This is a genomic window from Paenibacillus agilis, from assembly GCF_007786455.1.
GTDB classification, from domain to species: Bacteria; Bacillota; Bacilli; order Paenibacillales; family Paenibacillaceae; genus Paenibacillus_B; species Paenibacillus_B agilis.
The window spans coordinates 562,632-582,034 of record NZ_VNJK01000001.1 but is presented as its reverse complement, the minus strand read 5'-3'; the positions used below and the strand labels follow the sequence as shown (position 1 = coordinate 582,034).

At 43.7% G+C, this 19,403-nt stretch carries 18 protein-coding genes; 1 reads left to right on the top strand and 17 read right to left on the bottom strand.

The window, feature by feature from the left end; genetic code table 11:
- Positions 1-32 precede the first annotated feature (32 nt).
- The 9 genes from FPZ44_RS02590 to FPZ44_RS02550 all read right to left on the bottom strand — a co-directional run bounded on the left by FPZ44_RS02590 (position 33) and on the right by FPZ44_RS02550 (position 9,623).
- On the bottom strand, positions 33-728 hold the full coding sequence (locus tag FPZ44_RS02590; protein WP_144987105.1) for an iron-dependent peroxidase: 696 nt from the start codon (positions 726-728) through the stop codon (positions 33-35).
- Positions 719-1,999 carry a normocyte-binding protein gene (locus FPZ44_RS02585; protein ID WP_144991645.1) on the bottom strand — a complete coding sequence of 427 codons (1,281 nt, stop codon included), beginning with the start codon at positions 1,997-1,999 and terminating at the stop codon, positions 719-721. The genes FPZ44_RS02590 and FPZ44_RS02585 overlap by 10 nt, the downstream gene beginning before the upstream one ends.
- A complete protein-coding gene (locus FPZ44_RS02580) occupies positions 1,999-3,972 on the bottom strand; it encodes a PP2C family protein-serine/threonine phosphatase (protein WP_144987103.1) in 1,974 nt (657 codons plus the stop codon). Before FPZ44_RS02580 ends, FPZ44_RS02585 begins: the two co-directional genes overlap by 1 nt.
- 73 nt (positions 3,973-4,045) lie before the next feature.
- Positions 4,046-4,882, bottom strand: coding sequence for a PP2C family protein-serine/threonine phosphatase (locus tag FPZ44_RS02575; protein WP_144987101.1), 837 nt, complete (start codon positions 4,880-4,882; stop codon positions 4,046-4,048).
- Positions 4,883-4,896: 14 nt separating this feature from the next.
- Positions 4,897-5,415, bottom strand: coding sequence for an FHA domain-containing protein (locus FPZ44_RS02570; RefSeq protein WP_144987100.1), 519 nt, complete (start codon positions 5,413-5,415; stop codon positions 4,897-4,899).
- Between the two features lie 17 nt (positions 5,416-5,432).
- Positions 5,433-5,987, bottom strand: coding sequence for an FHA domain-containing protein (locus FPZ44_RS02565; protein WP_261378179.1), 555 nt, complete (start codon positions 5,985-5,987; stop codon positions 5,433-5,435).
- A 271-nt stretch (positions 5,988-6,258) separates the two neighbouring features.
- Positions 6,259-6,726 carry a J domain-containing protein gene (locus FPZ44_RS02560; RefSeq protein ID WP_144987099.1) on the bottom strand — a complete coding sequence of 156 codons (468 nt, stop codon included), beginning with the start codon at positions 6,724-6,726 and terminating at the stop codon, positions 6,259-6,261.
- A 146-nt stretch (positions 6,727-6,872) separates the two neighbouring features.
- Positions 6,873-7,298 carry a membrane-associated protease 1 gene (locus FPZ44_RS02555; RefSeq protein WP_144987098.1) on the bottom strand — a complete coding sequence of 142 codons (426 nt, stop codon included), beginning with the start codon at positions 7,296-7,298 and terminating at the stop codon, positions 6,873-6,875.
- A gap of 156 nt (positions 7,299-7,454) precedes the next feature.
- On the bottom strand, positions 7,455-9,623 hold the full coding sequence (locus tag FPZ44_RS02550) for a transcriptional regulator (protein ID WP_144987097.1): 2,169 nt from the start codon (positions 9,621-9,623) through the stop codon (positions 7,455-7,457).
- Between the two features lie 511 nt (positions 9,624-10,134).
- Here FPZ44_RS02550 and FPZ44_RS02545 point away from each other — a divergent pair.
- Positions 10,135-11,928, top strand: coding sequence for a vWA domain-containing protein (locus tag FPZ44_RS02545; protein ID WP_144987096.1), 1,794 nt, complete (start codon positions 10,135-10,137; stop codon positions 11,926-11,928).
- On the opposite strand, the gene FPZ44_RS02540 is transcribed toward FPZ44_RS02545, so the two are convergent.
- The 8 genes from FPZ44_RS02540 to FPZ44_RS02505 form a co-directional block, all read right to left on the bottom strand.
- On the bottom strand, positions 11,906-12,835 hold the full coding sequence (locus tag FPZ44_RS02540) for a serine/threonine protein kinase (RefSeq protein ID WP_144987095.1): 930 nt from the start codon (positions 12,833-12,835) through the stop codon (positions 11,906-11,908). The two genes, FPZ44_RS02545 and FPZ44_RS02540, sit on opposite strands and share 23 nt — an antisense overlap.
- Positions 12,836-12,950: 115 nt before the next feature.
- On the bottom strand, positions 12,951-13,403 hold the full coding sequence (locus FPZ44_RS02535) for a flavodoxin (protein WP_144987094.1): 453 nt from the start codon (positions 13,401-13,403) through the stop codon (positions 12,951-12,953).
- Between the two features lie 241 nt (positions 13,404-13,644).
- A complete protein-coding gene (locus FPZ44_RS02530) occupies positions 13,645-14,211 on the bottom strand; it encodes a histidine phosphatase family protein (protein WP_144987093.1) in 567 nt (188 codons plus the stop codon).
- A 56-nt stretch (positions 14,212-14,267) separates the two neighbouring features.
- Positions 14,268-14,705: an SRPBCC domain-containing protein gene (locus FPZ44_RS02525; protein WP_144987092.1), complete on the bottom strand. Its 438-nt coding sequence runs from the start codon at positions 14,703-14,705 to the stop codon at positions 14,268-14,270.
- Between the two features lie 125 nt (positions 14,706-14,830).
- Complete coding sequence (locus FPZ44_RS02520; protein WP_186785884.1) at positions 14,831-15,283, bottom strand: GyrI-like domain-containing protein; 453 nt, start codon at positions 15,281-15,283, stop codon at positions 14,831-14,833.
- 245 nt (positions 15,284-15,528) lie between these two features.
- Entirely contained in the window at positions 15,529-16,665 is a 1,137-nt protein-coding gene (locus tag FPZ44_RS02515) for a Ger(x)C family spore germination protein (protein WP_144987090.1), read from the bottom strand.
- The gene (locus FPZ44_RS02510; RefSeq protein ID WP_144987088.1) at positions 16,646-17,791 is read right to left on the bottom strand and encodes a GerAB/ArcD/ProY family transporter; all 1,146 of its coding nucleotides are present in this window, start codon (positions 17,789-17,791) and stop codon (positions 16,646-16,648) included. Before FPZ44_RS02510 ends, FPZ44_RS02515 begins: the two co-directional genes overlap by 20 nt.
- A gap of 24 nt (positions 17,792-17,815) precedes the next feature.
- Complete coding sequence (locus FPZ44_RS02505) at positions 17,816-19,318, bottom strand: spore germination protein (protein WP_144987086.1); 1,503 nt, start codon at positions 19,316-19,318, stop codon at positions 17,816-17,818.
- Positions 19,319-19,403 lie beyond the last annotated feature (85 nt).

The following is a 19,403-nucleotide window of genomic DNA, read 5'->3' as shown; positions in this document are numbered from 1 at the left end:
GGTCCTCCCCTGCCTCATAGTCCATTACAAAGTTAATAAAGTGCAATATAGTCAACTTGCATCGTTTCCTCCAGCTCGATTATGCCGAAATGGCGATCCCAATACAGCTCTGTGTGAAACCGAATAGGGAGAAACAATTCATTAATCAGCTCTATCTTGGCAAGAGCCTTTTCGCTATACGGCTGACCGATATAGAACAGCAGCTCATCCTTCTCTTCGCAGTTAGCATAAATCGTGGACTGCGTAAATACTTTTCGAAGCGTATCCTTTAGCAAATAAAATGCTTCGCCCGTCTCGTACAAACGCAGTACGTTCGCTGCAATAGCCTCCTGCTCATCTTTTGTGAACAACTCCATATTCGTGCTCACCTTTGAACCAAACAGCCCTGCCTTCATATCGCGCAGCGCGAAGCGAATATGATACTCTCTCTTGTTCATTCCTTGCATCGTGTCAATATCCGCCAGGAAATGGACCATCAGATCGAACAATACATGCCGCAGTTCTTCCTCACTGTCGTTCTCCATGTCGAACAGATCTTTGAAAATAGAATGAAAGCGATAGTAGGGATTAATCTCAACTGTTCGCTCCACGCCTTGATCGTTCAGCATTTCGCGGCTAATCTCCATATAGGGAGAAAAGACTTTTGCTGGAACGAAGCGCAGTTCTGACTTCGCAATTCCCTGCTGTTCTGCCCTCACGACTTGGTCCCAGATGTAATTCAAGCCCATTCTCCTTCGCACTTGTATTCAGGAAAGTACATTTGCACTTCCGAGACGATAAAGCTGAGGACATCACTCGCCGAGAAGCTTCTCGCTTCTTTCGGCTTGAACGTCATCCGCATAATTTTTTTATCACGCTCAACACGAATATTATCGCTAATGAAAGGATTCATATTATACGTGTGCTCCTGTCCATCCGAGTGGTCCAAAATTGCAATATGCTCTAACTCCATCCCTCTCGACACTTCAAACGTATGAATGAGCCGAATAACATCCGCCTTCGAGCGCACACTAATCGCCTGTCGGCGCGCAAATCGATCGATAAAGCTTGAAATGAGCTTGTTTGATTGCCTCTCATACATCGGCTGGCTTATTTTATTCGATACTGGCTGCTTAACTTTACGTACATTCCACAGCATCGATTTCGATTGAGGCGTAACAATGATTAGATCTTCCTGTCCACGCTTCATATAACGAATGTCCGCTTCGTCCCCATCAATCAAATAACCATGCCCAGTTCCAGTAGGATGCAAATTCATAATATGCTCAAAGTTCACCCGATCCTTCGCAGGCACAGGGAAGCCAACATTGCGCATCGTTGTGTGCTCGATGTTCCACAAGGGCACCAAATTCAAGCGTTTGAAAGACTCGTATTCTTCCAAATCCACTGAAATTTCAAGTACCTCTTCCCCTTCACGGAACATGCCTTCCTCATAGTTAACGAGGAAGACATCGAAGAACTTGTATGCATATGGATGATTAATAGTCCGCCAAGGCACGTTGTTCATTTGAAACACCTGGTACAGCTTCGCAATCTCCTGCATGTATAACGTGTTTTGCTTCAACTGCACGCCTACCGTATGCGTTCCTCTCGCTGTAACAATTGTGCTAGTAAATATGCGCTCCTGCTGCAACAAAGGCTTTAACAAGACATAATCGCATTCTAGAAATAGAGTTAGCAAATACGCATTTTCCTGACGATTCAAGGCTGATAGCAGTTCTGTCATGTTACAAACCTGCTTATTCATATCTGCCGTTATCATTGGATGTAGATATTCATGAATGGGATCGACATCTTCTCTAGCAGCAAGCGAGACGTAAATATCGTATTTATCTCCCCAGTCCTCCAGCTCATTGAACACACGCGCTTCCAGTTGTCGGTTCATCTCTTCTTGATACTCCACTAGATTCAATAGCGCGCCACTTACAATCTGCTTGAGCATCTTGCGCTGTTCAAGGTCTTCCATTCGGCTAAGACGATCGAGTATGATATCCTTCATCAACGCTCACGACCTCCTTGTTGTGCCCGCTCCATACGATTACCGGAACTAGCAGCCTGATCTCCTGTTGATTGTGATCCAGAAGAGCTTCCCGTTGGTTCCGACTCTCCCACAGACCTAGAACCTGATGTAGGAGACTCGGAGTCCCTTTGTGTCTCAGACTGAGTTCTCTCCCCACCTGTATTTCCTGCCTGTTCTCCAGCAGCTTTATTACCTGTTCCCGTCGTATCCGTAGTTCGGGAAGTCGAGCCTTCATTTCCCCCAACAGGAACATTTACGTTTGTGCCATTCACAGACGGTGGAGTTGGCTGCGAAGTGGAAGCTGGTGGATTGCCGTTAGGAGCTGGCAAACTTGTATTAGGCTGTACTGCTGGAGGAACAACGGCGCCACCCGAAGCACCCGCATCAGCAGCACCCGGCGCAGGCGCAGGCGGCACTGGCGGCTCCATTTTATCCAAAGCCTTCGAGATTTTTCGCTCCATCCCGAGCACCTTTTCCAGCATATTAATTTCTTGATAAATTTCTTGCGCAGACACATAAGACTCAATCGCCACTAAATAGTCCTGCGCGGTCATTTGCTTGTCTCCGTCCTTCTCCAACTTCTCGGCTTCAAGCTGCTTCGTTCCTTTTGTAATGCCATATAATTTTTCTTGTGCAGCAAGCAGCTTTTCCTGAATAACATCCGCCTTCTCATAGGATGAGGTGGCAGCAGCTTTGCTAGCACGAATATAGGCATTTTGAGCACCAAGATAGTTGCCGCTCTGAAACTTCATATCGCCTTCCTTGATCATGTTCAAAACCTTCACATGTGCCTTCGTACGCTCAATTCGTTCTTCCATATCAGCACGGCTTATTTCTTTATGCGAATCCGACTCTTTAAGCGCGATTTCATACATGCTCAACGCTTTCGGATAGTTTCCTTCTTTAAATAACTTGTCTCCATCTACAACGAGCTGCACGAGACGCTGCTTATTCGTAAACAACTGCTTGTTCACACGGTCTTTCAATCGAATAGCGGCATTTCGACCATCGCTGAATTCCTTAAATGCCTGATCGTAGTTGCCGTCACGCAAATACACTTCACCATTTTGCCTGTTGTCGATCATGCCTTGTACAAGCTCCGCTTTATTAGCAGCCTGTCGCACCATCATGTACCATGCACCGCCGCCAAGCAGTGCGAACAGAAGAACCATAATGAGAATACGGCGAATGATGCGCCATTTCTTCTGCGGATCTTCCTTAAATATTTTATTGGCGAAAATAGCAGCCGCTGTATAGTTGCGAATGACTTTAGCCTGTTTGCTCAGCAATACATCTTCCAGCGTATCAACCATTTGTTCAGGAGATTGTGCTTCTTCCGCAGCATCCAACATCTCCACACGGCTGACGCCTTCCCATAGCCCTGACGTGCACAACAGCATCGCATCGCCATCTTCAAGACGGAACTTCGGCGATACATAGGGCTCCAATGGTTCAGGCTGCCCCACATATTGCAGCAAATTGTGGCGTTCATCATGATAATCAAGCGCTTCGTCCGATATTTTTTCTTCGTTCGCAAGCTGCTGCGCCAAGCTCAAATCCTTACTTTTAAACGTTAATCGCCCTTGGCGAAAATGATACAAGCGGGTGTTACCCACTCCCGCCCATCGAATACGTGTATAGTCAGTCACAACGACCGTCAGACTAGCCTTCAGTCTGACTCGGGTGCTATCCATCTTTAATCGTTCATGCGCACGGCGCAAATATCGCTTCAGTCGAAATCGGGACATCGTAGGCTTCTGTTGGAATTGATTCAATACCGTCTGTATCGCAAGCTCCGCGCTTGCTATTTCCCGATCCGTATCAAGCCCGTCAGCAATGACCCAGCAAGCTTTGTCATCCATTTCCACGAACGCAAAAAAGTCTTTATTGTTCACGAACGTGCCGGCTTCTGATACGAAGCTTGTCACAAATTCACTGTTGTCTCTTCTCATGCGTGTGCCCCGCTCCTCCTTTGCTCCTTGCTCTCTCCTGCCGCGGCTGTCATTGTAACGATATGTAGTGCTATTAACGATGCTCTAAAATAATAATTGTCGCATTGTCTTGATTCGGCTTGCTGCGTTGTTCCACGATCTCAATAATGTGTTGAGCAGCATCGTGCGGAGATAGCGGCTGTGATAAAATGTTCTCCAACTCCAGCTCCGTCAAGCAATTCGTAATTCCATCACTGCACAGGACAATTTTATCTCCCGGCTGCAGCCAAATCGGTGCACTGCAAACCTCCATATGCTTAAATCGCTCAAACCCTAGAAAGTTAACAAGCCGCTTGCGCATCGGATGGTCTACGACATCTTCCTTGGCGATTTCGCGGCGCAAATATCTTTCTTTCAGCACAGATTCCAGCGTGTGCTTCTCATTAATCTCAATCCATTCCCTGTTGCGGAAAATGGCAATAATGCTATCACCGACCGCGCCCCAATACAGCTGTTCATCAGCAATAACAGCTGCTACAAGCGTCGTTCCGCCACGTCGCCCCTTTAAATTGCGCACGATCTCGCTGTTGCTCATGCGAGCTGCCTTGGGAAAAAACGGTTCAAGCATATTTGGATGATCAAGCTTTAGAAATTCCCGAATGAACGTGTTGACCGCAATGGTGCTCGCCAATCTACCATTTTCTAAACCACTCATTCCATCTGCCAATACAGCTGCCGTCCCGATTGGTGTTGTAACGGATGAAAAATAGTCATCCTGCTCGTCTCTTGCCCCAATCGTCTGTCCATTGCCGATACGAACGTTGGATGTATCTTCATTTCCTTCCATTCGTAGCTTCACGATGAGCAAGCCAATAAAAAGAATTGCTAACCCGGCGACAATGAGATAGGGTACTCCGTTCATATCACTCATAATTGTCCCTGCCTTTATCCAGCCTGATGATCCCACTCAAAGTGAATTCCGCACAATGGGATGAAGAGGAGTTTACTTTGACCAAGTTCAATTACATCGTAGGCATTGAGCTCCACAGGTGAGTACACAGCCTCATTGTTGTGATACGCCAACCCAGAAGCATCACCTGGAAGAAGGAAGAAATTGCGCTTCTTCGGATCGTATACGATGACCGCATGATTGCGACGAGAGATCGCATTGTCCCCCAAGATACGAATATGCATTTCCTCAGCACGGCCTATGAAGTTCTTTTCAGCCATAATTCGATAGTCCTGACCTTGCTGCGGTCCTTCAATGCAAACTAGCCAGCCCGTTACTGGTGATACTCCATCGGTTTCACCTAGATAAGGAAGTGTACGATCATCTTCCTCCACTTTGGCAGGAGCTTTGCGGCTTTCAGCTTCGGGCTCCACTGCGACATTACAGTACGGACAGATGCTTCCGTGCTTGCGTGTGCTAAACATGTGACCATTTGCGCATCTTCTCAAACTCATTGTGCTCATTCCCCCGTCTATTTCATTTGAAGCCGTGTATTTGCAATAAAAATGATATCTCCTTGCTCAAGCTTGTGAGGATGATCCTTCTCCAAACGCTGTTTACTGCCTGCTCCACGATGTTGGATGCCTGTTCCATTACGGGACTCAATATCCTCGATATACCAAACGCCAGATGCATAGTTAAGAACAGCATGTTCTTTACTAATCAGCGAGGCGTACTCAGATTCCGTCAAATCTATATCAACCTCACTCTGATTCGATCGTTTCCCAATCAGCAAGGACGTTTCCCCATTTATGTACCATTCCTTGACACTGTCTCCATCCTCATTTAGCAGTACAAGCTTCGTAATACCTACAGGCTCTACGATTGCTGATGTTGGCGGCTTCTGCTGTGCATACCTCCAGCCAACTCCGATCGCCGTACCAACGAGCATAACTCCTGCAGCTATCATGACACCCTGTGTCTGATTCATAACGAAGGCATAGTAGACAATACCAAGCATAATGACAACCAGCATTGCATTAATCACTTGAATCCAAGCGCTGCGTGAACGGGTTGACTCTTTCACATGGACTCCTCCTATCATTACTTCTCTCGTAGTCCTCAAGGATGTGCAACCGAATTAAGGATTATTTTTATCGCCCAAATAGAATCACTGATCTTGTGCTAGAAACCACAAATGATTATTTCTATATAGGGAAATAAAAAATCGCTCCAAATCTGGCTTTGTCATCACATCGTCGTTGTTCCGCCAAGAGAAAGAGCACTGCACTCCTCCCAATGGAGAGAAAGTCTAGTTGCCATATTTATTTTCATCTTCATTAACCAAAACTGATTAACTACCGTTTGCGTCCCCCGAAATAGCGTTCAAACAGCTCCGAAGTATCAATTGGATTGCTTTTCGTATTTCGATTTGGTTTTCCTTTGCCTTCCTTCGTTTTCGGATCAAATCCGAAAACCCGCTCAAAGTTCTGATGCATTTTCTGCATATCGAACTCCACTTTGCCAGATGCCGCATTACTGCCTTTTTGTCCGCCTGCTTGAGAAAACGATGACGATCCCGCCTGTGATTTTGCTGTTGCTCCAGTTCCTTTTCGAGTCAATTGCTCGTCGTAAGCTTGCCGTGACGTTTCATCCGACAGCACTTGATAAGCTGCTGCCAATGCTTTGAATCTAGCTTCGGCTTGCTCATTTCCGGGATTAACATCCGGATGATATTTTTTCGCCAAGCGACGATACGATTTCTTAATTTCATCTGCGGATGCAGTTGTTGCTACTTCAAGTCGTTCATAATAGTTTAGATTCATCGTATAATTCCTCGTTTAAAGGATTGATGTGGATATGAAAAAATAATCAAGATAATGGATGCACTCTTATTCACCAATGCAGGTGCACATTAAGGGGCATTGCGCCCCTTAACATGCGAATTCCCCATCGGGAGGCATCGTTACGCTTATACAGCGTAGCCGCCTTCGATTTTTGTGAATTCTGTTTTGTCTTTCTTTTGTTTGATATAAAGAGTGAATTTACCTACGCCCTCTGTATCGCCGAAAGACTCTGTGTAATCTACTACGAAAGCATTCGGAAGGTGGATTTTGCGAACCACTTGATCCGCAGCGATCACTTCCAATGTTACTTTGCGGTAGCAATCCGCTTTCTCAGCAGATACGAGCGACCAATTAGCCAATTTCAATGTGTCGTCAGCACTTTCACCGTCAACTGCTGTGATGATTTTTCCAGACAACTTGATTGTTGCACCTACGTCTGTGGAGCGAGCATTGGAATCATCCGGAGTGTCTGTTTCGTATTGAACAGTTTGGATGTTGTCCATACCCAATTCGATTGTTTCTGCACCTTCAACTTTTAATCTGAAGCCCATGAAAAAACCTCCTCTTAAATTAAATAATGGCTGTTCGAGGATGACCCTCGAAATATATGTGAAGAAATGTGACAATTAGTCACATCCCATGCACACGAATTAGTGTGCAGCAAAGAGAAGTGCTGCCTGTTATAGGCCCGTTCAGACTCTATTCCATTAAGCTTTGACTGGAGTAGTCGCTTTTGTAATCGACACTTCCAAGTTCTTCACATTGCCGTTGAATACAAGATCGATGTGACATAGATTGCTCTTCTCATCGATGATATAAGTCATGTCATCGCCTTCTTGAACGATAGAGTTCACAAAGCCTTTGGCGTTAAGCCACTTGCTCTTCTGACTGCTTGGATTGTTGCTGAAAAACTTAGCAATATTATCGTGCTTGAAGTCACCTGTCTGGAAGCGGAGAATGCGCTCGATGTATGTACTGACGAGTGTTTTATATAAAGAGTCGAAGCCTTCTTCAGCCGAAGCTAAGCTGCGAGCTTTATAGACTGTAATGCGTTTAATATCTTTTCCTTGCAGCTGCGCATTCTCAGATGAGAAGACGAAGCCAAAGTTTCGCTTATTGATGGCATCCTTAATGTTGTTCGTAAATCCGGAAATTTCTTTAGCCATCGTTGTAACGGTACGTAAACTATTGTCTGCTGCCTCTATATCGAAGCGCACACCTGGATAATCTTTGCTGACATTTTTGAATGATTCCTTCAAATAGTCAGGACATTGAGAAGCTGCAACAATCCCTGCCGCTACGTAAGATGCGCCCACGTAGACACCTTCAATCCAGAGCTTCAAGATATCTTCTTTTTCCTTGGAAAGCTGAACACCCTGCTCCGTTTGAAGCATACGGCTGTCGATAATGACACCCGATTTGTCCTTCGGAATAATCGTAAAGTTCGGAATACAAGGCACAACGAATTCACTGTAGTCTTTGCGAGTAAGAACACCGCACTTGTCGATATATTTTTCAATACCGGCTGTAGACATACTGTTGAACGTCGTCTCTTCACCAGTCTCGAAGCTAAAGAACACTTGCACTTTATAAGCTTTGATCGTATCGAGCAGGACAGACAACGATTCCATCGTATTACCATCCTGCTTAACCGTCTTCTCGTTTCCTCGGAAACGCTCACGGCTAACTCTCACTGCACTGGATGACCCCATATCAACAGAAGGCACAATACCGAACCAGATCGTCTCAGAGAAATCGTTTTTGGAATTAACCGTATTTAAGTACGCTTCGAGACGAGGCATATTACTGCTCTTTACCGTCATATCCAGCTTGCTGTTTGTAATGAGCATGGCAGGCAGCATGCCGCGATTTTTGGTCGTATATTGATCAAAGAACAACTTAATGCCTAATATTTTCTCTACGAGCGGCTTCACCGTTTTCACGAAGTCGTCTTTGGCATTTTTGTAGAATTCCAAATATGTGTTATAGTTCTGAACTTCCTTCTCAACGTTAATGTCTGATTGCACAGCAGGAAGCGGACAGAAGGTACGCACAACCAAATCCTTCACGTATGAAGAAGGCGACTCAGTAACCGAATCATAGTCATCTTCAAACACAGTAGCGAGTTCGTTATTGCCATTGTCATCTCTCAGCATGAGAGCCGTGCTGTCTACCTTCGGTGCTTCAATGATTTTCAACTCACCGTTATCACCGATCATCAACGTACCAATCTGGATGTTCTCGGATTGGTTCTCTTCTTGTGAACCTCCAAGTAGCAAACGAGTCTTAATATCTTCAATAGCCAAGGGCAGCAAAGCCATAACGTTGTTATAGTTTCTGCTCGCATCCTCGAACAGGCAGTTCAATTTGTCACCGACATCAAGCTTCTTCGGATCATGTTCATCCAGTTCTTCATACTGGTTGTACACATAATGAATTTCTTTGCGAACCTGACGAATATCATCCATCACTTTCTTTGGTGAGATCATATCGAGCAAGTTCTCAAACTTGAAGTCCACATTGGTAATGCCTTGACTTTTCTTCGTGTCAATTAACGTAAACAGCATTTTCAAAAAATCATTGTTTTGGTCAATACAAATTTCAGAAATACAATCATCGGAGATACCTTCAGGCTTACGCAGTGTATACAAAACACGTTGGTTCGAAGCGTTGTAGAATGAGTACACCGTTGGGGAAAACTTAGCAAGAAACTCGTCAAAGTTTCTAACTAGCAAATGCTGATTAATCTCTTTTATTTTGTCATCACTTAGGCTGTCGATTCCTCTTACATCGCCAACAATGGTCAAAAGGTCTAATTTCTCAGGATTAATCTCTTCGAATAGCATCGTTCGATTCGTCTGGTGAATGATGTCCACGGCTCGTTGCTATAAACGTGACAGATTGTAACCACAATGCCATAACGATAGAACAGGGCATAAAGCTGTCCGTTTACAGCCCCCTCCTCTCAACAATCTATTAGATTTAACAATACCTATTAGTCAATTCGTACATAGGCCTCCATAGTTCTTACTAAACATGGAAGACCATTTGTAGAATAGTTCCAATTACGCTTCCAACATCTTACATCGACCTAAATTATTTTGTCAAATACTTACTTTTGTATGACTTTATTCCTAATTAAGACCTATAAAACCCTATATTTCGACCTATTTTAAGATTGATTCTTTATTTTTCCAATTTACTATTATATGCTGGAATAATATTACCTTTAGCCTAAAATAATGTTATTTCATTCTATTACGTTCATACTAAAGGCCGCATTACTCATGTACACGGACGTTTAGCCTATCAGCTATCGGCTAGCTCTCTCTTAGTTGCAAACGCTCCTAGCGTAAGAAAAATCTGTAGAAAAGGGTGATAACGTATATGATTCATGCTCGTCATACTAGCAAATGGTTATGGCGAACTATCGCAACAGCGTTCCTACTATCGCTAGTCTCCATCCCAATATCCTCATCTAACTTGGATGCAGAGCCTATACGACCGCGAAACACCGACGCACTAATCGTATGGGATACGAGTTATTCAATGAGGAAGGCAGATCCTAACCAGAGTATTGCTGCATCGATTCCGATCCTGCTCGATCTGCATGAGCCTGGAAGTTTCCGATTAGGGATCGTAGCTTATAATCATCTTGCGAGTGACGCTATCTCGCTCTCAGCTTTTACTCCGACCATGAATAAGAAGAAATTAGAACAGCAATTACGAGGAATTTCTTATAGTGGGTACTCTGACCTAGGATTAGGGTTAAGCAGAGGGGTAAATCAACTTTCGGGACTTAAGAATCAATTTCAAAAAAATTCCTCAAATCCATATTTGATCGTTATATCTGACGGGAATATCGATCTTCCCACATCTGGGAAACGGCAGCTTAGTGACTCCCATCATGACATTCAACTCGCCGTGGCCCAGGCAAAAGAACATCATATTCCTATCTATACAATTACAATAGCTCAGAATGGAAATGCCATGAAGCAATTAGAACAAGCTGCTTCATCCACAAAGGGCACATCATTCCTTGCCCATTCTGTAGATGAGCTTCCTAAGTTGCTTGCGCAAATAGCAGCCGCTGAGCAACAGGCCTACGACATGACAGCGTCTCTCACAACTCCTTACACGACAATCAGTGAGCATATTCCGGTCACTTGGACAGCTCAGCTGTTAAGCGCGAGCAAAGAAGTCGTGACAGATAAGAGCATGTATACGGATCTACAGGCTGAACTGAGCGTAACTAATGAGCTTAGCAATAAATCTCGTACGATACCGCTAGAACATGCTAACAACGGTTGGTCCGCTTCTATTGTGTTCGAGGAGACAGGCACACACACGCTGCAATTAAAGTTGACAGGTGCAGAGTTCAATACTACCTATGTAAAGAACATTGATGTAACAGCGCATCAACCTATTACATCTTATGTCGGATCTATTTCCGTCATGAAGGAGCACGGCAGCATAGAGCATGACATCGCATCCTATTTCAAGCAAGATGCTACTAAGTACGACCATTATTATTTGTCACCAGGGGAGGACCTTCCGGAAGCAATAGGAGAAGCAGCATTGAAAAATGGGAATTTGTCATTCGTCCCACAAGCAACAGGAAGCTATCCGCTGTATATTGTCGCAGTAAACGAAGATGGGCGTGTTTCGAAGCTGCAATTAGATGTTCATATCGATACCATCTGGACACGATACGAACTTATTTTTGTAGTTGTGCTAGCCTTAATAGCTGCTGCGGCAGGATTGTGGCTGCGCAATCGCTCTCGCCAACCATTTTCAGGCCGAATCGAGCTGTGCTTCCTCTCTACTGCCAGCGGTGCCACGTATCCAGAGAAAGTATGGTCGCTTGCATCCTTTAACAACCAGGCTCGTATTGACCTACATCAACTGTTGATGCGCCTGGATACGAATGAACCTATTCCAGAGACGTCTCGTATCTTTTTTGAGCCAGGCAGAAATGGTCAATTACACTTTATTCATCAGACTAATTGTCGTGTTGTCTTTGGTATGAACACGATACCTGCACATACAAAAATAGCCCTCAACGCGAATGATCGAATCTACATCACGTTTGAGGACGCTAAGACTGAAGTGGAAATAAGTTATGTAAACAAGAGCATGAATTCAACATCCAGCTCTTTCACTGCACCTGCCGCAAGTTAAATTTAAGTTTGTATTTATGTAAGAGATGCTCCGCTTGGAAGGCGCAACGAAACCATCCAAGAGAGGAGCATCTCTTGTTAGGTTCAAGCGCCAAGCCCCAGCGTATGACGAACGACAGCAATCGTGTCATGTTCTTCTGTTCCAGCTTCTTACCCAGATGATCCTCGAATAATCGATCTGCCACATCGTCTGGAGCAGTACCATTTATAATAAAGTAGACGATCGCTGCCAGACTGTATATATCCGAAGATACGCCTTGCTTGGACTGCAAAGAATACAATTCTAAGGCTGAATAGCTGCGGCTTGTAAATATACGACGCTGTATCTGATCTTCGATATGGATAGCTGAGCCGAAGTCAATCAGTTTGGCGTGCCCATTGCTATTCACGATAATATTTTGCGGCTTCAAATCCCTATGTATGATGCCATGCTGGTGAATAGCTGAAATCGCATCCAGTAGAGGAAGCATGGTATGTGCGAGCAGCTCTCTAGAAGCTGTTGGCGTAAGATCTGTAGATTGAACAAGCTTATCCAGCGTCTTACCTTTGCACAATTCTGTCACTAAATAAGCCGTTCCATTGTCCTCAAAATGATCCAGCAGCTTCATAATGTTAGGGTGATGAACTTGGGACAAGATTGCTGCTTCCTGCATAAATGCTTGTTTTAATACATGAAAGGAAGATTGTTGAGCGGGCAAGCGACATAGGACCGTTCGTCGGTTCAAGTCGCGAATGGCTAACGATTGAGGGTAGTATTCCTTTATAATAACAGAATTACCTGACTGCATATGAACGCCTACATAAACATGAGACAACTCGCTGCTAGATACGTGGCGTTTAATCTTGTACGTTCGTCGCAGCTTCATATTCGTAAATAAGCCATTGTAACTTCGCAACGTTGTTGTCATAAGCCTCTCCTCTTATTGATGAGCCCACTGATTAACGATGTAGCAGGCTCACTATAATCCCCTCTATTGTAACATAATATTCCAACAGAGGAACAAGAGGCTCATCCTTCATGTCTTATGCGTTCGACAATGCACGTACTGCGTGGCGCCCGAACTCACGGCATACTTCTCTCTCATCTTGAGACGGAGAAAGCTCAACTTTAAGCCCTTCATGTACAAGCGTACAGCCGAGCTCACGCAGCTTGTTCGAGAGAATATCTACAGCAGCACCATATTGTGTATAGCTGGAATCACATGACCCAAATACAGCAGCACGCTTTCCTTCCAAATTCAGATCATTCATCTCATCATAGAAATCAAGGAACTCATCTGGAAGTTCGCCATCTCCCCATGTATAAGCACCAAGCAAAATCACATCATATGCCTCTAAATCAGAGCCTTGTGCATCCATAACATCCTTAACCGTTACATCTGCACCTAATTCACGGATCCCTTCTTCCACAGCATCCTTCATTTCCTCTGTATTGCCTGTCATACTTGCATAAATCAAAATAATCGATTGACTCATTCCATATTTCCCCCAATCCAAATATACAGCAAACTAGCTGTCAGTCATCCCTTATGAGAAAGATTATCATTATCACTAAAAAATGTCCACTACAACATTTTCTGAAGCAATAACTTCCAGCGATTATCGTTCTGCTTATTTTAAGCTATGCAGCTTATCCTAGATTTTTTCCTGATTATTTTTTGGCATATTCATCACTTTTGTATCCTGCATAAACATAGGGCGAAAATAAAAAATAGAGCTACATATGCAGCAGCTCTAGTGTTTGACCACAACTCCATACTCGCTCTAAAGAAAGTTGATTGGCTCTATATCGAATCACAAATACATCCATATACGATGTACCTTCCTCTCGGACATCATCCTCTTTGCCAAAATGATTCAAAAGGTGTGATACTTCATGGCCATTTGTCATAACGGCAACATTGTCAGCCTGCGTATCCAATGCATTGCTGAGTATGGATAACCCGCTAACTGATGTGGCCCCCTTAGTTGGCTCATCTATACGCTCGAACGCTGAATATGTAAACAGCTGGGCAAGCTGCTCCATTCCCTCTGACGAATCGCAAATAGTAAGCAGCCGTTCTTCTATTCGTTCATCGATCACAATCGGCTTGCGCAATTGTGCTGCAGTTGGCTTTAAACGATGTATCGCATGTAAAGATGGACTTGAAATTAATACATCAATGTCCAATTCACTCATGCAAGATGCTAGTTTGTTAGCTTGATTGTACCCTTCCGCTGTCAGTGGGATTAACGGTTCTTCACCCGCTCCTTGACAGTGCCTTATCAAAAATAGGTTCTTCATTCAGGATCCCCTTTGCCTGATTGTTGCTCTCTACATCAGCACGCCAACACTTCAAACTATGGCCTCGCAATCATTTCCGCCAACTCGACGATAACCCGCTCCCAATGCTGCTTCATCCCCTCACGACGATGTACATCTTCCAAATTCTCCTGATGGAAGCTTATTGTTGTTGTACCTTTCTTATTCGAGATCAACCGAATTTGAAGGGTAGAAGGTGAATTCCATGCATGTGGCTGCCAAGTCAGCCGCAACTGTTGAACAGGCTTAACAACGCGAAGTTCGCCTATTGTTCCATTCTCGCAGTGATACTGCTCTCCAGCTTCGGCGACAATTGACTCAATCGGACCCAGCCAAACATGCAGACCTTGCTTCGAGAGCAGTAGATTCCACATTTGCTCTGGCTGAACAGACAATGTCCTTCGAACACCTACTTGATATCCAGATGAAGCCGTAAGACCGGTTGGCTTATCGTTGCTGCGTTGTGACTGCACCATAACAAATCCTCCTAATTGTATTGAGCTCTATATCAATAAAGCACCATAACTTCCTTCACTGAAGTTATGGTGCTGCTCATGTAGATGCATCTCTTGGCATCGAAATCCACTATGAATGATTACGCTTACTTTTTTACAGGTATCCAAAGCTCAACTTTTTCTTGATTGTTATCATCATCTACATGGAACAACTCGATACAACTAGCTCCCCATTCTCGATCTAAATGCTTCTGGCCTATCCAACGGTATACAGCTTTGTACGCGTCCGATATCGATTCTCTTTTCCCTTGCACAATCGCATACAGCTGGGACGGTAAACGCAGTCCCACCATTCCATCTGGTACAGCTTCAAGGCTATCCACTTGCAAACAGCCCCAGTATGTCATAAATTGATCATTACCATAATAAGGGCTAACTATGAAATCCGTATGTGTAGCAGAAGCAATCTCATCTCTTCGCTTCCAAAATCGTTCATGCAGCTTAATGGACTCTCCTGGAAAACAATCTTTCGCAGGACCAGAGTAACTTATCCCAACCAGCTTCAACTCATCCTTTTGCATCAATTGACACTCATACATAAACATCGTCCTCCATTCGTGAAATGTGCTTGTTCACAAAACTGGTAGTCATGTTCTTGCCATACGATGTCTCTTGTTTCAGCCTTTTCTTATAAAATGGGCTACGTATGCTTCAAAAAAGAACATCAAGATCGTTGTCCTGATGTTCTACTTAGATGGCGTCGAATTTGGTTTTGTTTAACATTATACACAGGTTACTTAGAATCGGAAAGGTATTTTTGAACTTCCTTTCCAACACGAAACCGTTATTCTATCGTTCCCGTCCGAATTAGATTCACAGTGACTTTTGTATTAAACTTGGCTTTTGGGAACATATCCTGCCATCGGTCTTTCGTTAAGCGAGAATTTCTGACCGAACTTCTGTATACTTCACCAAACCCCACTGCATCCGACTTCAAACGCTTCAATTGATTAAGCGCATTCAATAGATCAATGCTCATCTGCTTGCTTAGTTCTGTCTCAAGCTGCTGGACAGCTCCTTTTTCCGTGAAATCGTAATCTTCAGATATTTCTTGCAGCTCAACATTCATTCGTATATGTATATCGAATTGAAGTTCATCCTTTGAAATAAGCTTAATGGATGACTTGCTTCCAAGATTACCAAGTGCTGTCTTAATCGTTTCGAACGGATGGTGTACATTTTTTACATACTTCGCCATTCCATCCTTCTGCATTTTTACTTCAAGCGATTCAGGCTGTTCTCGATCCAACAACAGCTTAATATACACCGCTTGCTCGGGTTCTATTTTTCCAACCATTACATCTTTTTGAAACAGCGCCAGCGCCGTTACATTTACCTCATTATTCGTTCTTTCTACGATCGGAAGCACCGCTTCCTTTCCTGCACTATAGAAGTCATTGCGAAAGTCATGCAATGTGCATGAAGGAACCCAGCTATCCTCGATATTATGTGCAATCAATCGTGTCAAATAGTTCCCTACATTCGAAATATTCGGGTACTTATAGGCCAATATATCTCTAATCGGCTTCTCCGTTACCGCCAAATACATCATATCTCCATAGGAAGGATCTCGACTGAGCGTATCAACGATACTAAGAATTCCATCTCGCGCTAGTTCCCCTTCATAAGCAATAAACCGGATCTGACCGCTAACTACCTTGTATCCCAGTTTCTGATTTAAATTCAGGCGGGCTCCTTTACTTGTTTCGCCCTCAACCGTTATCACTTGTGAACTTTCTTTCCCTTCTTTACTGGTCGCACCGTAAAGTACCGAGCTCGTCTGAATTTTTCCTTCTCCGATCTTATCGTATCCGACCGCTACACTTATAGAAGTACGTTCTAGCACATTGGAATGGAAGCAGCCTGACAGAAGAACGAGCATGATCACAACAGATATGGACTTAATTTGAAGTTTGTTCATGCTGACTTCCACCTTCACCCTTATTGGCTTGGCGTTGACGCCACGACCATACAACCGCCACAGCTATATTTAAAATAATGGGATACACAAAGCTGATTATTAGAGACATTTTACTAATCAGGTTATTCAACATATCGATTTGCTGCCTATTATGAAAAACAAGCGAAACAACGAAGACACCGATACTAAAGATAATCAGCACCTTCTTATGCTCGAAATTAAACAATCTTCGCATTCCCCTGCTTATGACCCAGGTTAGAATAATAATGCCAGGTACAACTGCAAACATCCACACTCCCATCGCAAGAACCTCAATCCGCTCCAAAAAAGGATATTTGACGATTTTGAGCATGTTAATCGAGCTCCATACCGAACGCAGCAATTGATCTTGACTGAAAAAGATCGTTGTCACAATCATGATGAATAAATACAGCGCATTCGTAAGCAGCATACTTAGCTGCATATACTTTTGCGACTTTTCTTTATCTTTGAGATACGGATATAAAAAGAACACAATCTCAAAACCCGACAAAGTGAAACCCATTGCAACGGCTCCATTAAACAACTGATAAGGTGAAGCCTCTGCGATTGGAAGCAGCCTGTTCCATTGTCCGTACTGGATCGGATTGTAGTACAACATCGAGAAGGCGAATATAACTAAGAAACCCATGAAACTCACACCCGCAATGACTCGCAAGCCGCTTATCCCTGCATACCATGACAAGAATAGCAAGACAACCGCAAGCAGCCATGTTGGAAACTCAGGAAATATCCATGATTGTACCGCCTCAATGTAAGTACGCAATATAGTAACCGTTACAATTACGTAGTACAGAATCAATACAATACTTAATGCCCCGCCTATCCAACGCCCAAATAGATCCTGATGTATCCCATACAAATCAGCAGACTCATAACGCCGCAGCACACGCAGAATCATCCATCCGGAAAAATGACAAACCAATCCTGCCAACAGCACAGAAATCCAAGCATCATGCCCCGCTTCGCGAGCTACGTATCTTTGAAATCCAAATACACCGATTCCAATTTGAACATTGCAGATGATAAACAAAAGGGCAAACGATTGTATCCTCTTGTTGGGTCTCGGTTTAATCCTTACATCCATGAGCTTCCCTCGTTCTACACTAGATTACGTTTCATTACTTGAAGAACTATTGCTGCTTGCCGTATCCGACTGTTGGTTATTTTCAGTCTCGTTGCTTTTTAGTCCGCTTTTTGTAGGCGTCACTCTATAGCTGTAATGCGCCCGAGGTGTTAACAGCATATCGACTGTCAAATCCTTGCCACGAAACGGAAAGATGGGAAACAAATAAGGTCTTCCGAGACTGGTCTGTCTCAGTAAGTGGATAAATATGACCATTGCCACAAATACAATGCCTAATATCCCCCATAAGCCAGCCATAAAAATCATAGGATAGCGAATCAATCGAATACTGGTGCCCATTAAATAGTTTGGTGTCGTAAAGGAACCTAATGCGGCCAAGGCAACTAGCATGATTAAAATATTACTTGTAAATCCAGCCTGTACAGCAGCTTGACCAATAACGATACCACCAACGATACCGATGGTTTGACATACTTTCGTCGGCAGCCTTACACCTGCTTCACGGAGTAGTTCCATCGTAATCTCTAACAACAACGTCTCAATTAGCGGTGGAAATGGAACTTTGGTACGAGTTTCAATCAGTGATACAATTAATGCCGGCGGAATCATCTGATAGTGAAAGGTTAACGCGGCTACATATACCGGCGTCAAAAAAACCGACATCATTAGTCCTATGAACCGCAGCATCCGGATAAAAAGACCTGTTCCCCAGCTCATATACCGATCTTCTACCGATAAGAAAAAATCGATAAAGGAGCTGGGCCCGATGATAACATGCGAATCTCCTTCCATGAAAATAACAACTTTCCCTTCCATTAAAGCCTGCACCGTTCGATCGGGACGCTCTGTCAGTGTCATTAAAGGGAAAATGGTATACGGATGATTTTGCAGCTTCTGCACAAGAAGTGCATTGCCTAACAAGCCGTCTGTTTTAATTTGCTTCAGCTTTGATTTTACATAGTCGACATATTGTTGATCTACATATTCGGACATGTAGGTGAGCTGAATACGCGTCTCCATTTTTGTACCGAGCATATGGGGCTCTGTCACTAGATCTGGGTCTTTTATGTAAGAACGAAGAATAGCGATATTAGAGCTTAACGATTCATTAAATCCTAATACAGGACCAAATATGACCGTTTCATTTTCTGAAGCGGAAATCGCTCTAGTTGGAAAGTTCGCTATGTTGCATAGCAGGCCCTCATACTCGTCCAAAACGGCAATATATACATGCCCTTGCAGCAGCTTCAAGGCGACTTGATCCAGATTGCCTTCCCGCTCAATTTCACAAATCGTTATCGTTTGCCTAATAAGCTCCGTATTCACTTCATCTTCATCGAGCATCGTCAATACACTAAGGATCGAAGAACTTAGAACCTTTGTATCAACTAATCCAGAAACGTAGCAAACTGCCACAGAAGAATTAATACCATGGACCACCAAATCTGAGCAGTTCGGCAGTAGCTGGTTGAGCTCTAATTTTAAATAAGAGGCAATATCTGAAAAGGCCATGTTTGCAGTTGTCATTATCACTGCTCCTCCTTCCAGTTGGCATTACCGGAAATTATCCCCCATTCGTTACAAAACCATGCAGATTATTGTGTTTGTAATG

What these genes read in the sequence shown, in the direction of transcription:
- FPZ44_RS02540 (WP_144987095.1), bottom strand. Translation starts at nt 12,835, where the DNA reads ATGACAACAACGTTGCGAAGTTACAATGGCTTATTTACGAATATGAAG.
- FPZ44_RS02560 (WP_144987099.1), bottom strand. Translation starts at nt 6,726, where the DNA reads ATGAATCTAAACTATTATGAACGACTTGAAGTAGCAACAACTGCATCC.
- FPZ44_RS02545 (WP_144987096.1), top strand. Translation starts at nt 10,135, where the DNA reads ATGATTCATGCTCGTCATACTAGCAAATGGTTATGGCGAACTATCGCA.
- FPZ44_RS02510 (WP_144987088.1), bottom strand. Translation starts at nt 17,791, where the DNA reads ATGGATGTAAGGATTAAACCGAGACCCAACAAGAGGATACAATCGTTT.
- FPZ44_RS02505 (WP_144987086.1), bottom strand. Translation starts at nt 19,318, where the DNA reads ATGACAACTGCAAACATGGCCTTTTCAGATATTGCCTCTTATTTAAAA.
- FPZ44_RS02515 (WP_144987090.1), bottom strand. Translation starts at nt 16,665, where the DNA reads ATGAACAAACTTCAAATTAAGTCCATATCTGTTGTGATCATGCTCGTT.
- FPZ44_RS02590 (WP_144987105.1), bottom strand. Translation starts at nt 728, where the DNA reads ATGGGCTTGAATTACATCTGGGACCAAGTCGTGAGGGCAGAACAGCAG.
- FPZ44_RS02585 (WP_144991645.1), bottom strand. Translation starts at nt 1,999, where the DNA reads ATGAAGGATATCATACTCGATCGTCTTAGCCGAATGGAAGACCTTGAA.
- FPZ44_RS02520 (WP_186785884.1), bottom strand. Translation starts at nt 15,283, where the DNA reads ATGTATGAGTGTCAATTGATGCAAAAGGATGAGTTGAAGCTGGTTGGG.
- FPZ44_RS02525 (WP_144987092.1), bottom strand. Translation starts at nt 14,705, where the DNA reads ATGGTGCAGTCACAACGCAGCAACGATAAGCCAACCGGTCTTACGGCT.
- FPZ44_RS02570 (WP_144987100.1), bottom strand. Translation starts at nt 5,415, where the DNA reads ATGAGTTTGAGAAGATGCGCAAATGGTCACATGTTTAGCACACGCAAG.
- FPZ44_RS02580 (WP_144987103.1), bottom strand. Translation starts at nt 3,972, where the DNA reads ATGAGAAGAGACAACAGTGAATTTGTGACAAGCTTCGTATCAGAAGCC.
- FPZ44_RS02555 (WP_144987098.1), bottom strand. Translation starts at nt 7,298, where the DNA reads ATGGGCTTCAGATTAAAAGTTGAAGGTGCAGAAACAATCGAATTGGGT.
- FPZ44_RS02535 (WP_144987094.1), bottom strand. Translation starts at nt 13,403, where the DNA reads ATGAGTCAATCGATTATTTTGATTTATGCAAGTATGACAGGCAATACA.
- FPZ44_RS02575 (WP_144987101.1), bottom strand. Translation starts at nt 4,882, where the DNA reads ATGAGTGATATGAACGGAGTACCCTATCTCATTGTCGCCGGGTTAGCA.
- FPZ44_RS02530 (WP_144987093.1), bottom strand. Translation starts at nt 14,211, where the DNA reads ATGAAGAACCTATTTTTGATAAGGCACTGTCAAGGAGCGGGTGAAGAA.